At 62.2% G+C, this 21,122-nt stretch carries 21 protein-coding genes; 10 read left to right on the top strand and 11 right to left on the bottom strand.

Translation table 11 applies throughout. From position 1 onward, the window contains the following. Positions 1-120 precede the first annotated feature (120 nt). Positions 121-276: a DUF1127 domain-containing protein gene (locus tag BA190_RS35140; RefSeq protein ID WP_082979542.1), complete on the bottom strand. Its 156-nt coding sequence runs from the start codon at positions 274-276 to the stop codon at positions 121-123. 632 nt (positions 277-908) lie between these two features. On the opposite strand from BA190_RS35140, the gene BA190_RS35750 reads away from it, so the two are divergent. Then, on the top strand, positions 909-2,003 hold the full coding sequence (locus BA190_RS35750) for a hypothetical protein (RefSeq protein ID WP_156771395.1): 1,095 nt from the start codon (positions 909-911) through the stop codon (positions 2,001-2,003). Here the strand turns inward: BA190_RS35750 and BA190_RS07395 are convergent. After that, positions 1,923-2,723: an extracellular solute-binding protein gene (locus tag BA190_RS07395; protein ID WP_068284798.1), complete on the bottom strand. Its 801-nt coding sequence runs from the start codon at positions 2,721-2,723 to the stop codon at positions 1,923-1,925. The two genes, BA190_RS35750 and BA190_RS07395, sit on opposite strands and share 81 nt — an antisense overlap. A gap of 217 nt (positions 2,724-2,940) precedes the next feature. Then, the gene (uvrA, locus tag BA190_RS07400; protein ID WP_068284800.1) at positions 2,941-5,865 is read right to left on the bottom strand and encodes an excinuclease ABC subunit UvrA; all 2,925 of its coding nucleotides are present in this window, start codon (positions 5,863-5,865) and stop codon (positions 2,941-2,943) included. Between the two features lie 144 nt (positions 5,866-6,009). Here uvrA and arfB point away from each other — a divergent pair, with 144 nt between their 5' ends. Beyond that, entirely contained in the window at positions 6,010-6,435 is a 426-nt protein-coding gene (gene arfB, locus BA190_RS07405; protein WP_068284801.1) for an alternative ribosome rescue aminoacyl-tRNA hydrolase ArfB, read from the top strand. Positions 6,436-6,516: 81 nt separating this feature from the next. Here arfB and BA190_RS07410 read toward each other — a convergent pair whose 3' ends face one another. Next, positions 6,517-7,173 (bottom strand): HAD-IA family hydrolase, encoded by a 657-nt coding sequence (locus BA190_RS07410; protein WP_068284803.1) that lies wholly within the window; start codon positions 7,171-7,173, stop codon positions 6,517-6,519. 132 nt (positions 7,174-7,305) lie between these two features. On the opposite strand from BA190_RS07410, the gene BA190_RS07415 reads away from it, so the two are divergent. Continuing rightward, positions 7,306-7,836 (top strand): regulatory protein RecX, encoded by a 531-nt coding sequence (locus BA190_RS07415; RefSeq protein ID WP_068284805.1) that lies wholly within the window; start codon positions 7,306-7,308, stop codon positions 7,834-7,836. A gap of 65 nt (positions 7,837-7,901) precedes the next feature. Further along, positions 7,902-8,381 (top strand): DUF2938 domain-containing protein, encoded by a 480-nt coding sequence (locus BA190_RS07420; protein WP_068284807.1) that lies wholly within the window; start codon positions 7,902-7,904, stop codon positions 8,379-8,381. 4 nt (positions 8,382-8,385) lie between these two features. Here BA190_RS07420 and BA190_RS07425 read toward each other — a convergent pair whose 3' ends face one another. After that, entirely contained in the window at positions 8,386-8,877 is a 492-nt protein-coding gene (locus BA190_RS07425; protein ID WP_068284809.1) for an MEKHLA domain-containing protein, read from the bottom strand. Between the two features lie 208 nt (positions 8,878-9,085). Here BA190_RS07425 and BA190_RS07430 point away from each other — a divergent pair, with 208 nt between their 5' ends. The 5 genes from BA190_RS07430 (at position 9,086) to BA190_RS07450 (ending at position 13,872) form a co-directional block, all read left to right on the top strand. After that, positions 9,086-9,973 carry a dihydrodipicolinate synthase family protein gene (locus BA190_RS07430; protein WP_068284810.1) on the top strand — a complete coding sequence of 296 codons (888 nt, stop codon included), beginning with the start codon at positions 9,086-9,088 and terminating at the stop codon, positions 9,971-9,973. Positions 9,974-10,048: 75 nt separating this feature from the next. Then, positions 10,049-10,708, top strand: a complete 660-nt coding sequence (locus tag BA190_RS07435; RefSeq protein ID WP_068284811.1) for a GntR family transcriptional regulator — start codon at positions 10,049-10,051, stop codon at positions 10,706-10,708. A gap of 56 nt (positions 10,709-10,764) precedes the next feature. Further along, positions 10,765-12,099, top strand: a complete 1,335-nt coding sequence (locus BA190_RS07440) for an ABC transporter substrate-binding protein (RefSeq protein ID WP_068284813.1) — start codon at positions 10,765-10,767, stop codon at positions 12,097-12,099. After that, the gene (locus tag BA190_RS07445; protein ID WP_068284814.1) at positions 12,096-13,013 is read left to right on the top strand and encodes a carbohydrate ABC transporter permease; all 918 of its coding nucleotides are present in this window, start codon (positions 12,096-12,098) and stop codon (positions 13,011-13,013) included. Before BA190_RS07440 ends, BA190_RS07445 begins: the two co-directional genes overlap by 4 nt. Before the next feature lie 25 nt (positions 13,014-13,038). Continuing rightward, positions 13,039-13,872: a carbohydrate ABC transporter permease gene (locus BA190_RS07450; RefSeq protein WP_068284934.1), complete on the top strand. Its 834-nt coding sequence runs from the start codon at positions 13,039-13,041 to the stop codon at positions 13,870-13,872. A gap of 509 nt (positions 13,873-14,381) precedes the next feature. Here the strand turns inward: BA190_RS07450 and lysM are convergent. From lysM to BA190_RS07475, 4 genes are all read right to left on the bottom strand, one after another. Further along, the gene (gene lysM / locus BA190_RS07460) at positions 14,382-14,867 is read right to left on the bottom strand and encodes a peptidoglycan-binding protein LysM (protein WP_068284818.1); all 486 of its coding nucleotides are present in this window, start codon (positions 14,865-14,867) and stop codon (positions 14,382-14,384) included. Positions 14,868-15,061: 194 nt separating this feature from the next. Continuing rightward, positions 15,062-16,078 carry a DUF917 family protein gene (locus BA190_RS07465; RefSeq protein WP_068284819.1) on the bottom strand — a complete coding sequence of 339 codons (1,017 nt, stop codon included), beginning with the start codon at positions 16,076-16,078 and terminating at the stop codon, positions 15,062-15,064. After that, the gene (locus BA190_RS07470; protein WP_068284821.1) at positions 16,075-16,788 is read right to left on the bottom strand and encodes an SDR family oxidoreductase; all 714 of its coding nucleotides are present in this window, start codon (positions 16,786-16,788) and stop codon (positions 16,075-16,077) included. The genes BA190_RS07465 and BA190_RS07470 overlap by 4 nt, the downstream gene beginning before the upstream one ends. A gap of 44 nt (positions 16,789-16,832) precedes the next feature. After that, positions 16,833-18,146 (bottom strand): cytosine permease, encoded by a 1,314-nt coding sequence (locus BA190_RS07475; RefSeq protein ID WP_068284823.1) that lies wholly within the window; start codon positions 18,144-18,146, stop codon positions 16,833-16,835. Positions 18,147-18,261: 115 nt separating this feature from the next. Between BA190_RS07475 and BA190_RS07480 the strand changes: the two genes are divergently transcribed. Further along, the gene (locus tag BA190_RS07480; RefSeq protein ID WP_068284825.1) at positions 18,262-19,167 is read left to right on the top strand and encodes a LysR family transcriptional regulator; all 906 of its coding nucleotides are present in this window, start codon (positions 18,262-18,264) and stop codon (positions 19,165-19,167) included. 25 nt (positions 19,168-19,192) lie between these two features. Here BA190_RS07480 and BA190_RS07485 read toward each other — a convergent pair whose 3' ends face one another. After that, positions 19,193-19,942 carry a cyclase family protein gene (locus BA190_RS07485; RefSeq protein ID WP_068284828.1) on the bottom strand — a complete coding sequence of 250 codons (750 nt, stop codon included), beginning with the start codon at positions 19,940-19,942 and terminating at the stop codon, positions 19,193-19,195. 1 nt (position 19,943) lies between these two features. Next, on the bottom strand, positions 19,944-21,122 hold the full coding sequence (locus BA190_RS07490; protein WP_068284830.1) for an ABC transporter substrate-binding protein: 1,179 nt from the start codon (positions 21,120-21,122) through the stop codon (positions 19,944-19,946).

The raw sequence follows: 21,122 nt of genomic DNA on the forward strand, positions 1-21,122 counted from the left end.
CCGGCATACCACCGTCTGGCAAAAACAATACGACTTTCCACTGCAAAAACTGGACGCGCGGGGCGGATCGTCGAAACTGTACCAATGAGCCGTACAGCCCATTGGTCATTACCTGCAAGATTAGGCGCGGGCGGCCTGACGCGCGATTGCGCGAACGTCGGCAGGGTTGATACCGATGTCGGCCAAATCGCGTCCGTTCAAGCGCCTGAGCTCGGCCAGCGTCTCGCGCTCACGGCGCCAGATGCGGACACGTTCGATCAAAGCTGCGAACAACATGATAAGGTTCCTCTTCTGTGAACCTGCCTTGAAGCGAATTCCTCAACGCCGTTCACATTCCCTATATGCCGCCCTTTTCTCGAATGAGGTAGATGCTGCATCGCACAACAATCATGCAATTTTTGCATGTCGCAATGCTGTCATCGTTTGAAAAACGCGAATAATGGCAGGGACTGCCTGTTGTGATGCGTATTTCGCATATCTTTTGAGGTCACGGCCGGCTACGGCCTCGGGACAGAAGGAGGCGGTGGTATCCGCCGCATGCCACCAGAAGCACTAGATGAAGCCGCTCGGCCCAATTGGCGCGAGGCGGCCCCAATTTGGCGGCCGGGAACGCTTGTCGAGACTTAGTGGACGTTACCCACCAGTAGTACCGCATACACTAAAGTTGGACTTGGCTTCTAAAGGTGTTGGCATGCTATAGGGAATTAAAAAATAGGAATAAATAAAATTCTCCGATGTGTTCAGTGATATATTTATCAAAGATATATTCCAATATAGATTGGTAATTATTTTATGAAATTTAGATTTATTAATTTTAATTGGAGTTTTTGCTTTATAAAATCCGATCTAGATCTTGCGTAATGCCAAGACGCGCCGAGCCCTTGGAAGGTTAGCGGGAGACTGAAGCAATGACGACGAACGGTTCAGGAGATGGCTCGGAGAAAAGAGTCCGAAAATATCTGCTGGTTGCGCGGATCGGGCCAAAGAGTCTTCACGCGAAGTGGCTGGCCGCTGGTGTGGATAGAAATTATGATGTCTTTCTCAGCAGTTACGAACCCAACTCGCCCGCCATCCAGGAAGATGGGGTCTATTTTGAGCGTCGCTTAGGTAGAAAGGTTGCCGGCTATGACGGATTCTTGCGCGAAAACGCGAAGTTAATCAGTCGATATAAATATATATGCTTTCTTGACGAGGATATTGAGGCATCTCCAGCTTCCATCAATGGGATTTTTTCCCGCTGCGATCAACACAATCTCAAGATTGCCCAACCGGCGCTGACATGGGATAGCCATTTCACCTATGCCTGCCTGCTTCGACAGAGACGGTACGCTCTGCGCTATGTCAATTTCGTGGAGATGATGTGTCCTGTCTTTCGGCGCGACATTCTCGAACGGATCGCGCCGCTCTACGCTCTTGGCTATGAAAGCGGCATCGACCTCATCTGGTGCAACCTCGTCGCTGAAAGCCCTCGCGATTTTGCCGTGATCGATGAATTTCCGGTTCGGCATACCGAGCCGGTGGGCGGCAACAAGAGTGCCAACGGTTTTGCCGATGGGCGGCTCTATGAGGACGATATCCACGCCATTCTTGCGCAGTTTCGCCTGCCCTGGCTGCGGGCCACGCCATTCTCGGCCGTTGGCCGGTCTGGACGTGAGTCGAGTGGCCGAAAAAGCCTGCTGCCATGGGCTCTTGTCCTGCTGGCGGCAGCGCCGCTGCGCAGACCGATGGCAGGGCGCCTGCGCGCCATTCTGGTTCATTGGCGCCATCTGTGGCTGGGAGCAGCCGGTAACATGCGCACCAAATTTCCCGCCGGCATTGCTGGGAGATTTGCTGACGCCGCTGTACGCGCCACCCGAAGGCCGATGGAAATGACGGGGCGGCATATACCAATGCAGGGAATGCCACCTGTTCCTTCGCTGCGTTCAGGGTTGAGACGGCAGGCCGACCGGCGCGAAACCATATCGGCCGAAGGTGGCCTGACCTTCCGGCGAGAGGATCGCTAGCATCAGCGCCACGGCAGAGGCGTTGTCGGTGTGCGCCAGAGCCAGGCCATATTCGGGGCCGGTTTCATAGGCTTCGGGGACCTGGATGACCTCCAGGTTCGGCGTGGCCGCTTTGCGTTGCGCCGCTCCGCTGCAATAGCCCATCATCACGTTGATCTGCCCACTCTTGAAGCCGTCGGCAATCGGGTCCTGACCGGCGGGGATAGGCGCTGTCGAGCCACCAACGATCTTCTGGGCCTTGGCATCCAGCTTGGCGAAGGCGCCCGGGTTTCGCTTGTCGATCAACTGGAACATGGCCCAGGTATAGTCACCACCGGGGTCGGCCTTGGGCGTGGACGTGCCGAGCTTCACGGCAGGATCGAGCAGGCGCTCGGCAAAGTTGGTGCTGGCGAGCCTGGCTTCAGGCAGGGCGAAAGCACAAAGCCGGTTGCGGGTGAACATGACGACGGCACTCGCCTTGCCATCCTTCTGCAATTTGTGGGGACTGGCCATGTCCGCCGAAGCCAGGATGTCGACCTTGTCGCCCTGCTCGATTTTCTCCCGCATCAGGCCGGAAGGACCGAAGTCGGTGCGTACCTTGACGCCGCTCTTCCTGCTGAAATCCTGTGCGATTTCGGTCAACACCGCACGCAGGCTGCCGGCGCCATAAAGCACTACTTCGTCAGCCCGGGCAGCGGTGCTGGCGAGGGCCAGACCAGCGGCGAGCAGGATCCTGAACATTTGCTTCTCCCGGAAACGGAGCGGTCGCGCCGACTCGCTATATATGAATGGCTATAGCGTTAACTGGCGAAACACTCGTTTGGCAATGGCTTTGCCATGACGGGAGATCGGGGCCCCGACGGGGAGCGCAACCCGGAGCGCGGAATCTCTCCGGTTCTTGGCCGCGCATGTCCGCGGGCATCTGGGATGCAGACGAGGGCGCCCGCATCTTAAGGGGCTATTCGGCTGCTTCGCCTCGGCGCCCCTGGGGACGGCGCTCCATCACCTCGCGCAGGAAGCGCCCAGTATGGGAACGCGGTTCCCGGATGATCGCTTCCGGCGTGCCTTCGGCAACGACCTCGCCGCCACCGTCGCCGCCTTCCGGTCCCATGTCGATGACCCAGTCGGCCGTCTTGATGACTTCGAGATTGTGCTCGATCACCACCACGGTGTTGCCCTGGTCGACCAGTTCATGCAGCACTTCCAAGAGCTTGGCGACGTCGTGGAAATGCAGGCCTGTGGTTGGCTCATCGAGGATGTAGAGCGTGCGCCCGGTCGAGCGGCGCGCCAATTCCTTGGAGAGCTTGACGCGCTGCGCCTCGCCGCCCGACAGGGTGGTCGCCTGCTGGCCGACCTTGACATAGCCCAGCCCCACCCGCGCCAGCGTTTCCATGGTGTTGCGGATGTTCGGCACGGCCTTGAAGAATTCGGCTCCCTCGTCGACCGTCATGTCGAGCACGTCGGCGATCGACTTGTTCTTGAAGCGCACGTCCAGCGTCTCGCGGTCGTAGCGCTTGCCCTTGCAGACGTCGCAGGTGACATAGACGTCTGGCAGGAAGTGCATCTCGATCTTGATGACGCCGTCGCCCTGGCAGGCTTCGCAGCGCCCGCCCTTGACGTTGAAGGAGAAGCGTCCCGGCAGATAGCCGCGCGCCTTCGCCTCGGGCAGGCCGGCGAACCATTCGCGGATCGGCGTGAAGGCACCGGTATAGGTTGCCGGATTGGAGCGTGGGGTGCGGCCGATCGGCGACTGGTCGATGTCGATGACCTTGTCGATCAGTTCCAGGCCATCGAGCTTGTCGTAGGGCGCCGGATGCTCCAGCGCGCCGTTCAGCTTGCGGGCGACGGCCTTGTAGATGGTATCGATCAGCAGGGTCGACTTGCCGCCGCCCGAGACGCCGGTGACGCAAGTGAACAGGCCGAGCGGCACCTCGACCGAAACATCCTTGAGATTGTTGCCGCGAGCGCCGGTGAGCTTCAGCGCCTTGCCCTTCTGGCGCCTGCGCCGTTCGGCAGGCATGGGGACCGAGAGTTCACCGGTCAGATATTTGCCGGTAAGGGAGGCCGGATTGGCCATCACCTCGGCCGGTGTGCCCTGGGCTACGACACGCCCGCCATGCACGCCGGCACCGGGCCCGACATCGACAACGTAATCGGCCTGCAGGATGGCATCCTCGTCATGCTCCACCACGATGACGGTGTTGCCGAGTTCGCGCAGGCGCCGCAGCGTTTCGAGCAGGCGCTCATTGTCGCGCTGGTGCAGGCCGATGGATGGCTCGTCCAGTACGTAGAGCACGCCGCTGAGGCCCGAGCCGATCTGGGAGGCAAGGCGGATGCGCTGGCTCTCGCCACCCGACAGCGTGCCGGAATTGCGGGCCAGCGTCAGGTAATCCAGGCCGACATCGACCAGGAAGCGCAGGCGTTCGCGAATTTCCTTGAGGATGCGGACCGCGATCTCGTTCTGCTTGGTATTGAGCTCGGCCGGCAGTGCTTCGAACCAGTGCTGGGCCTGGCGCACCGACATCGCCGAGATTTCGCCGATATGCTTGTGCGTGACCTTCACGGCCAGGGATTCGGGCTTGAGGCGGAAGCCGGCACAGGCCTTGCAGGGCGTGTTGGCCATGAAGCGCGAAATATCCTCGCGCGCTTGCTCGGAATCGGTTTCCTTCCAGCGCCGCTCCAGATTGGTGACCACGCCCTCGAAGGCCTTGCGGGTCTCGTAGGAGCGCAGGCCATCGTCGAAGGAAAATACGATCTGTTCCTCGCCTGAGCCGTAGAGGAACACCTGCTGCACCTTTTCCGGCAGGTCCTTCCAGGGCGTAGTCACGCCGAACTTGTAGTGCTTGGCGAGGGCATCGACCGTCTGGCTGTAATAGGGGCTAGTCGATTTCGCCCAGGGGGCCAGCGCGCCCTTGCGCAGCGACAATGTCTCGTCCGGCACCACCAGGACGGGGTCGACCGTCATCTCGGTGCCGATGCCGTCGCAGGACGGGCAGGCACCGAAGGGATTGTTGAAGGAGAACAGCCGCGGCTCGATCTCCGGAATGGTGAAGCCGGAGACGGGGCAGGCGAATTTCTGGCTGAACATCACACGCTTGGGCGAGCCGTCGGCCTCTTTCTGGTCGGCGAGTTCGACCACGGCGATGCCGTCGGCGAGTTCGAGCGCGGTCTCGAAGGAGTCGGCCAGGCGGCTGGCGATGTCGGCGCGCACCACGATGCGGTCCACCACCACGTCGAGATCATGCTTGAGCTTCTTGTCGAGGGCAGGGGCGTCGGCGATTTCATAGAAGGTGCCGTCGATCTTGACGCGCTGGAAGCCTCGCTTGAGGAAGTCGGCGAGTTCCTTGCGGTATTCGCCCTTGCGTCCACGCACGACGGGAGCAAGCAGGAACAGCCTGGTGCCTTCCGGCATGGCCATGACCCGGTCCACCATCTGGCTGACCGTCTGGCTTTCGATCGGCAGCCCGGTTGCCGGCGAATAGGGAATGCCGATGCGGGCCCAGAGCAGGCGCATATAGTCGTAGATCTCGGTGACCGTCGCCACCGTCGAGCGCGGATTGCGCGATGTGGTCTTCTGCTCGATCGAGATGGCGGGCGACAGGCCGTCGATCTGGTCGACGTCCGGCTTCTGCATCATTTCGAGGAATTGGCGCGCATAGGCCGACAGGCTCTCGACGTAGCGGCGTTGGCCCTCCGCATAGATGGTGTCGAAGGCGAGCGACGACTTGCCGGAGCCGGAAAGGCCGGTGAACACCACCAGCTTGTCGCGCGGGATTTCCAGATCGACGTTCTTGAGATTGTGCTCGCGAGCGCCGCGCACGGTAATGAAGCGGCGATCGGCAGGCGATGGAACAGCGCTGCCGGAGATGGGGCGGCCAGACATACGGACGATCCTGTGGGCTTTTGCCGAGAGATAGGCTCTTTGGTCCGCAAATTGAAGGAGCAAGGACGAAAAGACAAGAACAATTCGTGAACTTATCCGCAGAATTTAGCAGCACGGTCCAAGGCCATACGTTATGCAGGCTCCATGATCGAGATCACCTCAACTTTGTCCATCGACGAGCGCGAAATCATCGAGGATTTCGTTCGCTCCTCCGGACCCGGCGGACAGAACGTCAACAAGCTGTCGACGGCGGTGCAGTTGCGCTTCGACATCCGCACTTCGCCCTCGCTGCCGAACGATGTCGCAATCCGGGCCCAGAAGCTCGCCGGCCGCAAGCTGACGCAGGAAGGGGTTGTCGTCATCCTCGCCCAGCGTTTCCGCACCCAGGAGCGCAATCGCGAAGATGCCCGCGAGAGGCTGGTTGCGCTTCTGCGTGAGGCGGCCACGCCGCCACCGCCGCCCCGCAAGGCAACCAAGCCTTCCAAAGCGGCCAAGGCGCGGCGCCTCGAGTCCAAATCGCGCCGCTCCAACGTCAAATCGCTGCGCGGCGGCAGGATTTCGATGGATTGAGATCGGGGGGCTGGTCTTTGGCGCAGCCGGAAACTTGGCGTTTACAGAAAAGCTTTGGCTGGTCCGAAGACCGGCCCGATCTTACGCCAGGATCAGAGCCTTCACCTCGTCCATCGTCTCGGCGATGTGATCGGCGCCGGCGGCTACCAGGGTTTCCTCGCTCGGCGGCATATGGTGCAGCCCACCGACGAAGCCGATCGCCGTCATGCCGGCTGCCTTGGCCGCCTTGACGCCGACCACGCTGTCCTCGACCACCACGGTGTTGGCTGGGTCCGTACCAAGCGTCTTCGCCGCATGGAGAAACAGATCCGGCGCCGGTTTTCCCTGTGCCACCAGCTTGGCGCTGAAGATGTTGGGATAGAGCAGTTCGAACAGGTTGGTGATGCTGAGGCCGAGGCCAAGCTTGGCGGGGGGGCTGTTGGAGGCCACGCAAAAGGGCATGGGCAAGCTTTGGAGTACCTCGCGCACGCCCGGAATGGGTTCCAGTCGCGCCACATAGGCTGCCCGAAGCATGCGACGCGTGGTCTCGGCATGGTCAGGCGGCAGCCTGAGGCCGAAATCCTGCTCGAAGCGCTCTTCCAAAGCCTCCTGGGTCAGGCCGAGGAAACGCTGCATCACGTCATGGGCGGTGACTTTGACGCCGAGGGCCGACAGAGCTTCGGCCTCGACTTCCGCCGACAGGATCTCGCTGTCGACGAGAACGCCATCGCAATCGAAAATCACCAGAGAGAAGGACATGGGAACCGCCTGATCCGAGAAGACGTGCAGAGGCCGGCGTGTCGCGATTCTTGTCAAGCCAGGTCCGAGCCGTAGGATGATGGCGCGCAGCCACGAGTTCCGGCAAGTTCTTTCCAACGATTCGAGGCTGCCATGTCCATCATCCCGTCGCTGAGCCGCGAAGAAAGCTGGATGCGCAGGTCGGCGCTCCATTATCTGGGCCAGCGATCGACCAGCGTCGCCAATCTCCGTCTGGTCCTGCAGCGACGGGCGCGCCGCAAATTGGGGCCGGAAGTTGACGTCGCTGACCTGATCGAGCGCACGATCGACCATTGCCGGCAGCTCGGTTTCATCGACGACACCAGTTTCGTGGAGGCACGCCTTCACGCTGGGCGCAGCCGCGGCCTTTCGGCTCGCCGGATCGGCGCTGCCTTGGCTGCCAAGGGCGTCGATCGCGCCTTGGTGGCCCAGGCGCTTGCAGGGGAGGACCGTGATAAGGCCGAGGAGAGGGCTGCCGCCCGGCTGGCGCAGCGCCGGCGCATCGGTCCCTGGCGACGGGCGGACAGGGACGCCGAGGTCGGGCGGGAAATCGCCATATTGGCACGCGGCGGCTTTGCCGTTTCGCTGGCCCGCCGCATCATTATCGCAGATCCAGACGAAATCCGCGCTCTTCTCGAGATTTGAAATCTTGCGCCCGCCGGCTGCGGCGTGTTTTGTATGATGAATACAGTCCTCTTGGCGGAATCGGCATGTTCGAACTTTTCTGGCGCGGCGTTGCGATCGGTGTTGGTGCAACGGTCCTGATGGATCTATGGGCGATCGTGCTGCACAAATTCTTCGGTGAGAACCTGCCCAACTGGGCCCCTGTCGGCCGCTGGTTCTGGCATCTGAAAGAAGGCCGCGTCTTCCATGACGATATCGGCAAGGCCGAGCCCTATGCCCATGAATTGGCGTTGGGATGGATCGGCCATTATGTGGTCGGCATCCTCTATGGCGTGATCCTGGTGATCTTCGCCGGAGCCGCTTGGCTGGCGAACCCGACATTCCTGCCGGCCTGGATCCTCGGCATTGTCACGGTGGGCGCCGGCTGGTTCCTGCTGCAGCCCGGGCTCGGCATCGGCTGGGCCGCGTCGAAAACACCCAATCCCACCAAGGTACGCCTGCTCAATCTGGTCGCGCATACTGTATTTGCGATCGGCCTGTGGGGGACGGCCCTGATCATCCGCTGACGGCTCAGGGCAGATCGTGCCAGGAGGCGAACATGGCGGCCTGGCCATGGCGGTTGCCGGCATCGTCGATCACTTCCCAGACGGTGGCATTCTCGATGAAGAAGCGCCGGCCTGATTTGGCGATGCGCACGCCGCGATAGTCGGCGATGAAACCCTGGCTTTTGACGGTATCGAGCAAGCGTTGGCGTTCGTCTCGATCCGGAAACTCCGCCGACAGACGGGACGGCAATTGCGTCAATTCCTCCCAACCATATTCAAAACATGCTTGTACGGCCTTGTTCCCATAGATGAAAACGGGATCGGCGTGGGTGTCATGGGCCAGAAGGCAGAAGGGCGCCTCGGCGTAGAGCCATGTCGCGTCTGCCCGCTCGCCCGGCGGAGTTGGAAAAAGCCCGCGCCCCGTCAGGCGGCGGAGGCTGCGGTCGAGCAGGGCGGCGAAATCCGGATTGCCGGCAAGAGCCGGCCAGGTCGCTGCGAGCCCAAGGGGGAATGTCATGAGCGGATGGTGGTTGAAGGGATGAGCCCGTACGGCCTGCTCGCCAAAGCGAGAGCCGCGGGTTGTATGCCGCGAATGTCGCTGCCTCGCGGCAACCGGTCAAGCCCGGCAGCCGAAATTGATCAGACAAGATTTTCCACCCGACTTGCGACTGACATGTTAGTCTGTTATCGATAGTTACATATTGAAAAATCGATGGAAGACAGGGATGACGCACCACCGTTTTGGCCTTTCAGCGGCATTGGCCACGCCCTTCGATGGCCGGGGGCAGGTTGACGTCGCCCGTGCCATCGCCCATGCGCGCTGGTGCCTCGCCAATGGCTGCGGCAGCGTCACGCTGTTCGGTACCACCGGGGAGGGGGCCTCGATCGCGTCGACTGAGCGCGAAATCCTGCTGTCGGGTTTCCTGGCTGAGGGCATCGAAGCGCGGCAGATCGTGGTGGGCGTGATGGCGAATGCCATTGCCGATGCAGCGGCTCAAGCCCGGCAGGCTCTCGATGTCGGTTGCCGTGGCGTGCTGCTGGCACCGCCTTCCTATTTCAAGGGCTTGCAGGACGATGGCCTGTTCGCCTGGTTTGCCGCCGTGTTCGAGGCGGTCGGGCCGAAAGCCAGGGACGTTTATCTCTACAACATTCCCTCGGTTACAGCCGTGGAGCTTTCGGTGGACCTGATCGGGCGACTGAAGCAGGCGTTCCCGTCGGTGGTGGCCGGCGTCAAGGATTCCTCAGGTAATTGGCCGTTTACGCAGTCTCTGCTGGAAGCCCATGGTGACCTTGCCATCCTGATCGGCGACGAGAGAGGCCTGGCGGCGGGCGTGCGCCTGGGCGGGCAGGGGGCGATTTCCGGCATGGCGAATATCTGTCCCGGGCGCCTGCTTGCCATGGTTCACGAAGGACTGGACGACGCAGGGGTGGTCGCCTTCGTCGACGAACTCCTCCACTATCCGGTCATCCCGGCGGTTAAGGCGATGGTTGCCTATCGTACCGGCGATGCGGCATGGTCGGCCACACGGGCGCCGTTGGTGACGTTGCCAGAGCATGATGCCAAGAAGCTGGCTGGCCTGTTTGACCGCATCGGGCAAACGAAGGCGGCCTAGAGAGGCGTCAAAACAGAAGCTGGAGGAGAGTGCGGTTCGAAAAATCGCATTTGCTCCGGAACAGGGAGGGGGCGGATGGAAGAAGGCGGCGAACCGCTGCGGTTGCGGGAAAAGGCCTATGCCAGTTTCACCCGCCATCTGCTGGCGCGCGATGTCCGTCCCGGCCAGTTCGTATCCCAGCGCGAACTGGTGGCGCTGACCGGCCTGCCGCTCGGAGCGATCCGCGAACTCGTGCCGCGCCTGGAAGCGGAGGGCTTGCTCTCCACCATTCCCCAGCGTGGCATCCAGATCGCCCATATCGACCTCAACCTCATCAAGGACGCCTTTCAGTTCCGCCTCTTCCTTGAGAAGGAGGCCGTGGCCCTTTTCACGGTGTCGGCCTCCGATGGCCTGCTGGCGAAGCTGCGCCGCGAGCACGAGGACATGCTGGCCCGGGGGCTGTCGGAAGATCTGGCCCCCGAGATGGTGGAACAAGCGCAGGCGACCGACTGGAACCTGCATGACACAATCATCGACTCCATCGGCAACGAGATCATCGCCAAGGCCTATCGCGTCAACTCGATCAAGATGCGCCTGATCAACCAGGAGCGTTTCCGTATCGATGGCCGGGTGGTGCCGGTGATGCGCGAGCACCTTGCCATCCTCGATGCCATCGAGAGCCGCGAGCCGCAAAAGGCGGTGGACGCCATTGCCGAACACATCAACAACGCCCGTGCCCTGGCGCTGAAGGTCTAGCGCCAGGACGATACACAAGACAGACGATCCAGAAGAAGCTTTGGGAGGAGGAACCTATGAGTTTTGATTTGTTGAAGCCGTCTCGCCGGCAATTCCTGGCCGGTTCCGCCGCACTCGGCGCTGCCGGCCTCGCCGGTATCCGGCCGGCCTTCGCGGCAGTCGACTGGAAGAAATATGCCGGCACCACGCTCGAGGTGAACCTGATCAAGAGCCCGCGTGGCGATACGCTGCAGAAATACCAGAAGGAATTCGAGGAACTGACCGGCATCAAGGTCAATGCCGAGCAGACGCCGGAGCAGCAGCAGCGCCAGAAGGCCGTGATCGAGCTGACCTCCGGCAAGCCGAGCTTCGACGTCATCCATGTCAGCTATCACGTCCAGAAGCGCCAGTTCGAGAAAGCCGGCTGGCTGGCCGATCTCGGCCCTTTCCTCAAGAATCCCGAACTGACGGATCCCACCCTGGTCGAGAGCGATTTCGCCGCTGCGGGCCTGGCCTTCGCCAAGGACAGGAATGGCCGCTTCGGTGCGCTGCCCTTCTCGGTGGATTACTGGATCGTCTATTGGAACAAGGACCTGTTCGCCGCCAAGGGGCTTGAATATCCCAAGACCTTCGAGGAGATGGTCAAGGCGGCCGAAACCATCACCGATGCCAGCAACAATATTGCGGGCTTCGTAGCGCGCGGCGCCAAGAATGCCAATGTGCCGGTGTGGACCAGCTTCCTACTCGGCCATGGCAAGAACCCCGTCGGCGCCGATGGTTCGCTGCAGACCGATTCCGCCGAGGCGATTGAGGCTGCCGCACTCTACCAGCGCCTGATGACCAAATCGGCCCCGCGCGGGGTTACCGGCTTCAACTGGGCCGAATGCCAGTCCGCCTTCCTGCAGGGCAAGGTCGGCATGTGGCTCGACGGTGTCGGCTTCGCCCCGCCGCTGGAGAATCCGCAGAAGTCCCGCGTGGTCGGCAAGGTCGGCTATGGTGTGATGCCCAAGGGGCCGGCTGCGCAGGCCTCGGCCACCTTCGGCGACGGCATCGGCGTCACCGAGGCCTCGGCCAAGAAGGAAGCGGCCTATCTCTATTGCCAGTGGGCGATTTCCAAGGAAATGGGGGCTCGGCTGCTGCAGGCCGGAGCGGGCGTGCCGTTCCGCAATTCGATCCTGAACGACGCCAAGGTGCGCGAAGGCGTGACCATGCCCGGCGCCTGGGTGGACTGCGTGGCGCAATCCGCGCCGATCAGCCAGCTCGGGCTTCCCGTGATCATTCCGGTCACCGAGTTCCGGGACATCATCGGCGTAGGGTTGACCAATCTGCTCGGCGGCGGCGATCCGGCGACCGAGATGAAGAAGGCGACGGAAGCCTTCAAACCCGTGCTCGCCCGCAGCGAGGCGCAATGAGCGCCGAAAGCCCGGCCGTGGCGTCTGTCCAGGCGAACAACAGTGCGTCCGGCCCGCTGAGGCCGGGCTATTGGCCCTTCATCCTGCCGGCACTCATACTCGTGGCGGCGGTGATCGTCTTTCCCTGGCTGTTCACCATCGGCATGAGCGCGAATGCCTGGCAGGTCGGCTCGGCGCCGCGCTTCGTCGGGCTGGAGAATTATATCCGCCTGGCCGGCGACATCCGGTTCTGGGAGTCGATGTGGCACACGCTCACTTACACCGTGCTCTCGGTGGTGGCGCCGCTGGTCCTAGGCACGCTGGCTGCGCTGGTGTTCGATTCGAAGATGCCGCTGCGCGGCGTGCTGCGCGGCATCTTCGTGATGCCGATGATGGCGACGCCCGTCGCCGTCGCTTTGGTTTGGACCATGATGTTCCATCCCCAGCTCGGCGTCTTGAACTACCTCCTGTCGCTGGTAGGCATTCCGCCCCAGGCCTGGATCTTCGAGCAGGGCACGGTGATCCCGTCGCTGGTGCTGGTCGAAACCTGGCAATGGACGCCGCTGATCATGCTCATCGTGCTCGGCGGGCTGGCCTCCATGCCGCGCGAGCCTTTCGAGGGGGCCGAAATCGACGGCGCCAATGCCTGGCAGAAGTTTCGCTACATCACGCTGCCGCTGATCCTGCCCTTCATGATGATCGCGGTGATCATCCGCTCGATCGATGCGCTCAAGAGCTTCGACATCATCTATGCGATGACGCAGGGCGGTCCGGGCACGGCCTCGGAGACCATTAACCTCTACCTCTACAACGTGGCCTTCTCCTATTACGACATCGGCTACGGCTCGGCGATCGCCGTGGTGTTCTTCATCATCATCATCGTGATGTCGCTGGTGCTGCTGCATCTGCGCCAGCGCGCGAAATGGAACGCTTGAGGCCAGGATGATGAGGATTTGGATGATGAAATTTCGGACGATCAAGCTTCGAGATCTCCCACGCCTCGCCGGCACGTTGTTCCTCGGCTTTGTCGTGGTGTCGCCCGCGCTGCTCTTCTTCATCTGGATGCTGTCGCTCTCGCTGAAATACGAGATCGACAACGGGGCCTATCCGCCGATCCTGATCCCCGAGCAGTTCGCCTGGTCGAACTACACCGAGATCTTCGCTACCAATGACTTCCTGCGCTATTTCTGGAACAGCGTGGTCGTGACCGGCGCGGCCACGGCGCTGGCACTGATCGTCGGCGTGCCGGCGGGCTACGGCATCGCCCGCATCAAGGCAGACAAGGCGGCGATGGTGATCATGATCGCCCGCATGACGCCGGGCCTTTCCTTCCTGATCCCGATGTTCCTCCTGTTCCAGTCGCTCGGCCTGCTCGGCACGCTGTGGCCGCAGATCATCATCCACCTGGTGGTGACGATCCCGATCGTCATCTGGATCATGATCGGCTATTTCGAGACCACGCCGCTCGAGTTGGAAGAGGCGGCGATGATCGACGGCGCTTCGCGCTGGCAGATCTTCTACAAGGTGGCGCTGCCGATCGCCAAGCCGGGCATCGTGGTCTCCCTCATCCTGGCCGTGATCTTCTCCTGGAACAATTTCGTCTTCGGCATCGTGCTGGCTAGCCGCGAGACACGCACGCTGCCCGTCGCCGTCTACAACATGCTGTCCTTCGAGCAAGTGAGCTGGGGCCCGCTCGCTGCCGCGGCGCTGGTGGTGACGCTGCCCGTGTTGCTGCTGACGCTGTTCGCCCAACGCCAGATCGTGGCGGGATTGACGGCAGGGGCGGTCAAGTAGGCGGCTGGTGTTTTCCCGGCAGGCTGAATCGAATGAAAGAAGTATGGCTTCAAGGATGGGAGATTCGGTGGGATGCATTGGAGGCGGCATTCGCGCCGCAACGGCGAAGCGGATGCGCGTAGGGGGAATGACCAGCGGGCAATTGGATCCGTTTGCGGGTAAAAGGCTCGATTTGAAAGGGGCGAGGGTACTAGGACCATCCCCTCCACTCGCAGTATGAGGCGCTAATCGCCTTGTAGGTGCCATAAGCGCACACAAGTAACATCAAGGCTGTAATGGCGATATGCATTGGGCCGGCAATCGATAATAGGTTCTTCAATACGACAAGGGTGATCCAGACACCGATCACCGCAATCGCCGTAAGCCACAGCTTTTTCATTCCTTCATATCTCTTTGATTTATTTTGGGAACTGAATTGCCGTGCACCAATTGTTGCGCGCGCTTTCGCCGAAGAAAAACCCGGCGAGATGGCTCGCCGGGTTCGATCAGCAGCTGGACGGCGGGATGGCTCAGGCCTGCCCGATCGGCGGGATGCGCAGCACCCAGCCGGGGAGGATGTGGTCGGGATCCTTGACCGGCGGGGTATTGGCCTTGACGATCTCCTTGTAGAGATTGCCTTTGCCCTTGCCGTAATGCTTCTCGGCGATGGCCCAGAGCGTGTCGCCCTTCACCACCGTATACATGGTCGAAGGCGTTCCGGGGGTGTTGACGCCGAGCTGGCTGTCGACCTGTGCCACGCCATTGTTGTTGCCGGCGGTGAGAATGATCTTCTCGGCGACTTCCTGAGACGGAGCCATGCCACCCAGGACAACCTTGTCTCCATCCACCGATACATTCAGGCCCTCGGCCTTGAGGCCGGCTTCCTCGATCTGCTTTTTCACCAGCGCGGCAATGTCGGTGGGAGCCGCTGCCGCCGGCGCTGCTGGCGCCGCCTCGGCCTTGCTCGAACCGAACATCTTATGGCCGGCGTCCTTGATGAAATTGAACAGTCCCATGTTCACTCCAGGCGTGTTAGGCAAAATTACCTAGCGGCAGGCTAGCATGGAACGGTTGTGCGGTCACACGGATTCCAGTTACCCGTGTTCGGTAAGTGCAAGATAGGGCGAACCTGCTGGCAAAGCGGTCTCGTTATGACAATCTACCTATCCGACCGGTGAAGGAACGCGACTGGTTTTCGACAAATTCGTCATTACTCGATCATTGCCAGAATCGGCGCCAAAAGCTCCGGCATGTCCATTGTAGTCGACAACAAGAGCCGGCTGCGCGGTACCGTCAGCAATCTCACGTCCTCGCCTTCATGCAGGGACGAGGAGGGGCGAGGCAACCCATCGCCGTCGATGGTCATGATGAGATCGGGAAACATGGCCAGGCGTCTGCCCTCCCGTTCGCAGGTCATGTATTCGTTGACGAAGGAGAGGCCGGTTCCATCGGAAAGGACGAGCTTGCCGACATCGAGACCGTCCCGGCGTTCGCAGGCGTATAGGGTGACTTTCGCAGGTGCACCAAGCTGACCGCCGAGCAGGTCGGCGACCCCCTGAGCCCCTGCCTCGATCAAGGTTTTGCCGACCGTCAGGGCCTGCGAAACCGCCCCTGACGCCCCATTGGCACGGGCATAGGCTAGAGAAACCGGATTACGCGCGACGGCGATCATGCCGCCGGCCTCGACGGCAGCTCGCCCAACCAGCCTGGCGACACCGTCGAGCCTCCCCTCGATCACGCCGCTAACGGCCCGGTCGCCTCGGCCACCTGCCACCGCCTGGCGGGATCGGAATCCGGCATGGCGATGGAGGCCCAGGGCGCCCATCAGGCCTGTCGGATGCGCACGGCCATTGCAGGCGAAGTCGAGCAGGGACAGTCCGCTCCTTGCCGATTGCAGCCAACCGTTCACCGTGGTTTCGGCGCCGTTCTCGTTGGTGTTGATCGCGGCAAGGCCGGGCACCGCCTGTTGAAGAAGGTCGAGCGCTTGCAGGTACTGGTCGGCGCCGACATGAGCGTCGGGAGAGGAGGGGGCGCCGACCAGTGCTACCGTGGCGGTTAGCGCATGCTCGGGCAGAGTATAGATCGGGACCATGCGAACGGTTCCCAGTTCGAAGGCTTGCCGCGCCATGGCAAAGCCGTTCTCGATCGAGCCGCCGCCACCGCCGCCGAGTATGGCGCCGCCCAGCACTGCCGGCTCGATATCGTCAGGGGTCAGGATACGGCTCATCGCAAGGCAAATCCGCCGTCTGGATAAAGCGTGGAGCCGGTCATGTAGCCATTGGACAGCAGGAACAGCACCGCCTCGGCGACCTCGTCGGTCGTGCCGACGCGCTTGAGCAGGGCGACCTCGCCATAGGAGCGGAAGGCATCCTGCCTTACCGCGTCCGGCTGGCGCTTCCAGAGCTCGCTGTCGATCGTGCCAGGCGAGACCACATTGACCCGGATAGGCGCGAGTTCGACGGCGAGGGCTCGGCCGAGCCCCTCCAGCGCGGCGTTGCAGGCGCCATAGGCTGCGCCATTCGGTGCCGGACGGACGCTGTAGGCACCGGCCATGAGCACGATGGCCGCGTCTTTGGACAGGAAGGACAAGGCGTGTTTGACGGCGTAATACTGCCCCCAGAATTTCGACTTGAACGAACTTTCCGCCACCTCGTCGCTGACCTCGTCGATGCGGCCGCGGCTGTAACTGGCACCGGGCGTGAAAAGAAGGTCGATCGGCCCGGCGGTCCGGAAGAAGTCTCGGAGAGAGGACTGGTCGCGATTGTCGACGAGATGGCCGCACGCCTTGGGCCCGAGTTTGTGGAGCGCTTCCTCCAGGCGCTTGGCGTCGCGACCGCCGATCACGATCTCGCCGCCATCGGCGAGAACCCTTTCGGCAACCCTGAGGCCGATCCCCGAGGTGCCGCCGATCACGGCGAGCCTCTTGTTTTCGAACATGATATCTTCCTTGTATTCAATTGTAGACTTTTGATTGAAGTGCTTCAGACCTCGTGCGAGGTCAGCTGTTTTGACGAGGCCTGCAACAGACGCGAGAGCAGCCAATAGGTGAGGCCGGACACGATCAGGGCATTGAGGGACGGAATGCCGATATCGAGCCAGAGTCCCGTGGCGAGACCGGCGACCCAGGCGAGCAAGCAGGGGAGGTTCCAACCTTCGGCTTGCCCGGGAATCTGGTTGAGGCCGGCGGAAGCATCCAGGACGGTCCGGTTGCGCCTGAGGATGAAGTAATCGGTGACGATGATGCCGCCGACAGGCGGAATGGCTGTGCCGAGGATGATCAGGAACGGAGTGAACTGCTCCATGCCGGCCCAGATCGAGAGCAGGGTGCCCAGCAGCCCGATAGCGAGAGTGACGAGCCTGCGGTCGATCGCACGGCCGAGGATGGCATCCAGAAAATTCACGCCGCCCAGCGAGGCCGAGTAGAGGTTCCAGTCGTTGATCTTCATGGTCGATGTAACCAGGATGATCGTGCCGATGGCATTGGTCGTGGTGACGATGATGGCCACGACATCCGCGCTCCTGACGGCATGGGCGAGGAGCACCGCGATCAGGCCGATCAGATATTCGCCGAAGGTGATGCTGATCACGGTCTGCTTGACCACGTCCCATGGCGAGCGGTTGAAACGGCTCATGTCCGGCGTGACCACGGCGCCGATGATGAAACCGCCGGCGACCAGTGTCGCCCCCTCCGTCAGGCTGAGTTTCGGCCCCGGCGCCGGAGAGGCAAGCAAGGCGGCAAGGGAATGCTGTTGCAGCGTCGCGAGGATCGACCAGCCCGCCAGCAGCAGGAAGGCGGGGACCGTGACATAGGCGAGCCAGGCCATCGCCGAAATGCCGTAGGCGACCACCATCGTGACGGCCAACCCGCATATGAGGGCCCAGGCCCAGAGTTGCAGGCCGCCGAGCAGGGATTGGATGCCGGTGGCAAAGACGGCGTTCTGGACCGCGAACCAGCCGACCAGGCTGACGGTGATGACCAGCGAGAGCAGGCTCGACCCATGCCGGCCGAAACCCGCCCAGCGGGAGAGCATCACCAGGCCCAATCCCTCGCGCTGGCCGGCGATACCGATGAAGATGGCGACGATCTCCAGGATCACGGCGCCCAAGGTCAGCGCCAGGAAGGCATCCCAGAAAGTCATGCCATAGCCGAGCGTGGCTCCGAGCATGAATTGGGACAGGCAGGAGAGCTGGCCGAAACGTTGCGTGGCGACGGTGATCCAGTTGTGTCGTGCCTCGCGGGGCATGCGGCCCAGCGCATAGTCATCGTGGCCCGCCGTCCCCTCGCTTTCGCGCATCCTCGCCTCCCGCTTCGATATCTGATTGTGGGAGAACTATATTAGAGGATTGATTTCCCTTCCCGGACGGGAGATCCATTTACTCTGGAAATGAATTCCATAATTGAGGACATGAATGATAGCCGGCGAGTTGCTGAGTGCTTCCAGAATCTTCGCGCAGGCGGCGCGTAGCGAGAGTTTTGCTGCCGCTGGCGAGCAACTCGACCTGACGGGATCGGCCGTGAGCAAGGCCGTGGCCCGTTTGGAGCAGCGGCTCGGCGTTCGGCTGTTCCGGCGCACGACGCGCCGCTTGTCTCTCACGGAGGAGGGGCAGCTCTATCTCGATGCGTGCCAGCGTGCTTTCGGCGAACTCGACCTGGCGGAAGGGCTGTTGTCCTCGCGAAGGCTCGAGCCGACCGGCCGTTTGCGCCTCAGCGTGCCCGAACTACTCGGACGCCGTGTCGTCATGCCGGTGGTCAGGGATGTGGCGCGCCGCTATTGCGGGATCGAGATCGAGGTGGGATTCTCGAACCATCTCATCGATCTGGTGGAGGATCATGTCGACATCGCCGTCCGGATCGGCCAACTTGGGCGCCCGGCCGATCTGGTTTCGCGGCGGCTCGGCGAGCAGAGGATCGTAACCTGTGCCGCTCCCGACTATCTGCGCACCCATGGAGTGCCGGTCCATCCCGAAGACCTCGTCGCTCACGCCTGCATCAGCTATGTCCGGGGCGGAAAGCCGCAGAGCTGGCAACTGCAAGCCGCCAATGGAACGGCACTGAGCCTTGCGGTTGCGGGGCGGCTGAGCATTGGCAGCTACGAAGCGATTGCCGAAACGGCGTTGGCCGGCTTCGGCATTGCACAAGTGCCAGCCTGGCTTGTTGGCGATGCCATCCGGGACGGCGAGCTCCTTGTGGTTCTCGAGCAATTTGCGCCGGATAGCCTGCCGATTTACGCTGTCTGGCCTCATCGCCGCGATCTCAGCCTGAGGGCACGGGTGATGATCGATGCGCTGGTCGAGCGCTTTCAGGGATTTTGCTGAAGCGGTCGGCCAATGAGTAAAACCATCAGCGATGGATGGCGACGGCACGAGCCGGGAATCCGGATCCCCCTTTGGCCTTGGGCCAGCTTGTCATGATCAGGGCGCCGGCTTCCGGCAGGGCGTCGAGGTTGGCGAGCAGCTCGATCTGCCAGCGATCACGCGACAGCACGTAATGCTCGAGGCTGAAATCGCCCTTCGATGTTGCCAAGCCGGGATCGGTGTCGATCTGCTCGTGGCCGATTGCGGCGATGCCCCGCTTCTCGAACAGTTCTTCGAGTACCGCTCGCGACCAGCCGGGACAATGGGAGACGCCGTCTGCCGAGCGATTGTAGAAGTGCTCATTGTCAGGCCAGCGCTTCGACCATCCGGTGCGCAGGGCCACGAAGCAGCCTGCGGGAATGGTGCCGTTGCGGCTCTCCCAGGCTGAGAGATCGGCGAGTTCCGGCGTGGCATCGGCATTGCCGGCAACCCTCTCCCGAATGTCCAGCACCACCAGGGGCAGCAGCATGTCGGTGACCGGCAGGTCGTCCACGGCGCGTCCGCCCTCGATGAAATGCACGGGCGGATCGACATGCGTGCCCCATTGCCCGACAAAGGCATAGCGATGCACCTGGAAGGCATCGCCCTTGGGATAGTCGAACACGAGCTGGCGCTCCTCGTCCGGGAAGGCCGAGAAGCGGGGTTGCCCGGGGTGGAAGGCGTGGCTCAGATCGGTGAAGATCGCGCCGGCGAATGCGGCGCGATAGACCTCCCACAAGGACAGGGAAGTGGCCATGTCAGGGCTCCGCGACGAAGGAGGGCGCGGCCTCTCCGGCGAGCGTGAGCTTGCCGCCCTTCACACCGATCACCGAGACCGACTTGTCCGGCACCGAGACGTTCGGGCGATAGGTGATCGTACCTGTCACGCCATCAAGGCCGGAGGTGGCTGCGAGCGCATCGCGGATCTTGGCGGGCTCGGGCGCTCCGGCGCGCTTGACGGCGTCGGCCATCAGTTTCACGGCATCGTAGCCGAGCGCGGCAAAGGCATTTTCCGGCGCGGTGTTGTAGGCCTTCTGGTAGGCGTCCATGAAGGCCTTCACCTTGGCGCTGGCGCCGTCGCCGATGAAGGCGTGGGTGGTGAAATAGGTGTCGTTGGCGGCCTCGCCACCCACCTGCAGCAGCAAAGGCGTATCGTAGCCGTCGCCGCCCACCACAGGCAGGGTGATGCCGGCCTGACGCAACTGCTTGAGGATGAGGCCGATTTCCTCGGCATTGGCGGCCGCATAGATGAAGGCTGGTTTCTCGGACAGGGCCTTGATCTTGGCGATCTGGGCCGTGAAGGTCTTGTCGCCGATCTTGTAGCTGTCCTTGCCGACGATCTTGCCGCCGCCATGCTCATAGGCCTTGACGAAATAGTCCGAGAGCAGGGTGGTGTATTCGGTGCCGATATCCGTGAGCAGATAGCAGGTCTTGGCGTTCAGCGTCTTCAGCGCGAACTCGGCTCCCACGGCTGCCTGGACATTGTCGCCGAAGGCGGCGAGGAAAACCTCGTTGCCGAGCTGAGCCGGCAGCTTGGGCGAGGTGGCCCCGGGGGTGACGAAGGGGATTTCCGCCTTCTGGACCTGGGGACCGATGGCGAGCACCGAATCCGAATCCGCAAAACCGATGATGCCGACGACCTTGTCGCTGTCGATCATCTGGCTGGCGACGGTCGAGATCACGGTGGCGTCCGATTTGGAATCGTAGGTCACCAGCTCGATCGGCCGGCCCAGCACGCCGCCGGCGGCATTGATCTCCTGCGCCGCCAGCTTGGCGCCGTTCAGCATCGGCCCGTCCAGCGAGGCCTGCACACCGGTAAGATTGGCCGAATAGCCGATCTTGATCGGATCGGCAGCGAGCGCGGGCCCCACATGTACCAGCAAGGCGGCGGCCGACAGGCCGAGGGCGAGGGTTCTGCGTCTGCTCAACGTCAACAT

Origin of the sequence: Labrys sp. WJW (assembly GCF_001676615.1) — a bacterium.
GTDB lineage: Bacteria > Pseudomonadota > Alphaproteobacteria > Rhizobiales > Labraceae > Labrys > Labrys sedimenti.

Bases quoted from the DNA above. Each gene is read 5' to 3' on its own strand.
- BA190_RS35140 (WP_082979542.1), bottom strand. From the start codon at position 276: ATGTTGTTCGCAGCTTTGATCGAACGTGTCCGCATCTGGCGCCGTGAG.
- BA190_RS35750 (WP_156771395.1), top strand. From the start codon at position 909: ATGACGACGAACGGTTCAGGAGATGGCTCGGAGAAAAGAGTCCGAAAA.
- BA190_RS07395 (WP_068284798.1), bottom strand. From the start codon at position 2,723: ATGTTCAGGATCCTGCTCGCCGCTGGTCTGGCCCTCGCCAGCACCGCT.
- uvrA (WP_068284800.1), bottom strand. From the start codon at position 5,865: ATGTCTGGCCGCCCCATCTCCGGCAGCGCTGTTCCATCGCCTGCCGAT.
- arfB (WP_068284801.1), top strand. From the start codon at position 6,010: ATGATCGAGATCACCTCAACTTTGTCCATCGACGAGCGCGAAATCATC.
- BA190_RS07410 (WP_068284803.1), bottom strand. From the start codon at position 7,173: ATGTCCTTCTCTCTGGTGATTTTCGATTGCGATGGCGTTCTCGTCGAC.
- BA190_RS07415 (WP_068284805.1), top strand. From the start codon at position 7,306: ATGTCCATCATCCCGTCGCTGAGCCGCGAAGAAAGCTGGATGCGCAGG.
- BA190_RS07420 (WP_068284807.1), top strand. From the start codon at position 7,902: ATGTTCGAACTTTTCTGGCGCGGCGTTGCGATCGGTGTTGGTGCAACG.
- BA190_RS07425 (WP_068284809.1), bottom strand. From the start codon at position 8,877: ATGACATTCCCCCTTGGGCTCGCAGCGACCTGGCCGGCTCTTGCCGGC.
- BA190_RS07430 (WP_068284810.1), top strand. From the start codon at position 9,086: ATGACGCACCACCGTTTTGGCCTTTCAGCGGCATTGGCCACGCCCTTC.
- BA190_RS07435 (WP_068284811.1), top strand. From the start codon at position 10,049: ATGGAAGAAGGCGGCGAACCGCTGCGGTTGCGGGAAAAGGCCTATGCC.
- BA190_RS07440 (WP_068284813.1), top strand. From the start codon at position 10,765: ATGAGTTTTGATTTGTTGAAGCCGTCTCGCCGGCAATTCCTGGCCGGT.
- BA190_RS07445 (WP_068284814.1), top strand. From the start codon at position 12,096: ATGAGCGCCGAAAGCCCGGCCGTGGCGTCTGTCCAGGCGAACAACAGT.
- BA190_RS07450 (WP_068284934.1), top strand. From the start codon at position 13,039: ATGAAATTTCGGACGATCAAGCTTCGAGATCTCCCACGCCTCGCCGGC.
- lysM (WP_068284818.1), bottom strand. From the start codon at position 14,867: ATGGGACTGTTCAATTTCATCAAGGACGCCGGCCATAAGATGTTCGGT.
- BA190_RS07465 (WP_068284819.1), bottom strand. From the start codon at position 16,078: ATGAGCCGTATCCTGACCCCTGACGATATCGAGCCGGCAGTGCTGGGC.
- BA190_RS07470 (WP_068284821.1), bottom strand. From the start codon at position 16,788: ATGTTCGAAAACAAGAGGCTCGCCGTGATCGGCGGCACCTCGGGGATC.
- BA190_RS07475 (WP_068284823.1), bottom strand. From the start codon at position 18,146: ATGCGCGAAAGCGAGGGGACGGCGGGCCACGATGACTATGCGCTGGGC.
- BA190_RS07480 (WP_068284825.1), top strand. From the start codon at position 18,262: ATGATAGCCGGCGAGTTGCTGAGTGCTTCCAGAATCTTCGCGCAGGCG.
- BA190_RS07485 (WP_068284828.1), bottom strand. From the start codon at position 19,942: ATGGCCACTTCCCTGTCCTTGTGGGAGGTCTATCGCGCCGCATTCGCC.
- BA190_RS07490 (WP_068284830.1), bottom strand. From the start codon at position 21,122: ATGTTGACGTTGAGCAGACGCAGAACCCTCGCCCTCGGCCTGTCGGCC.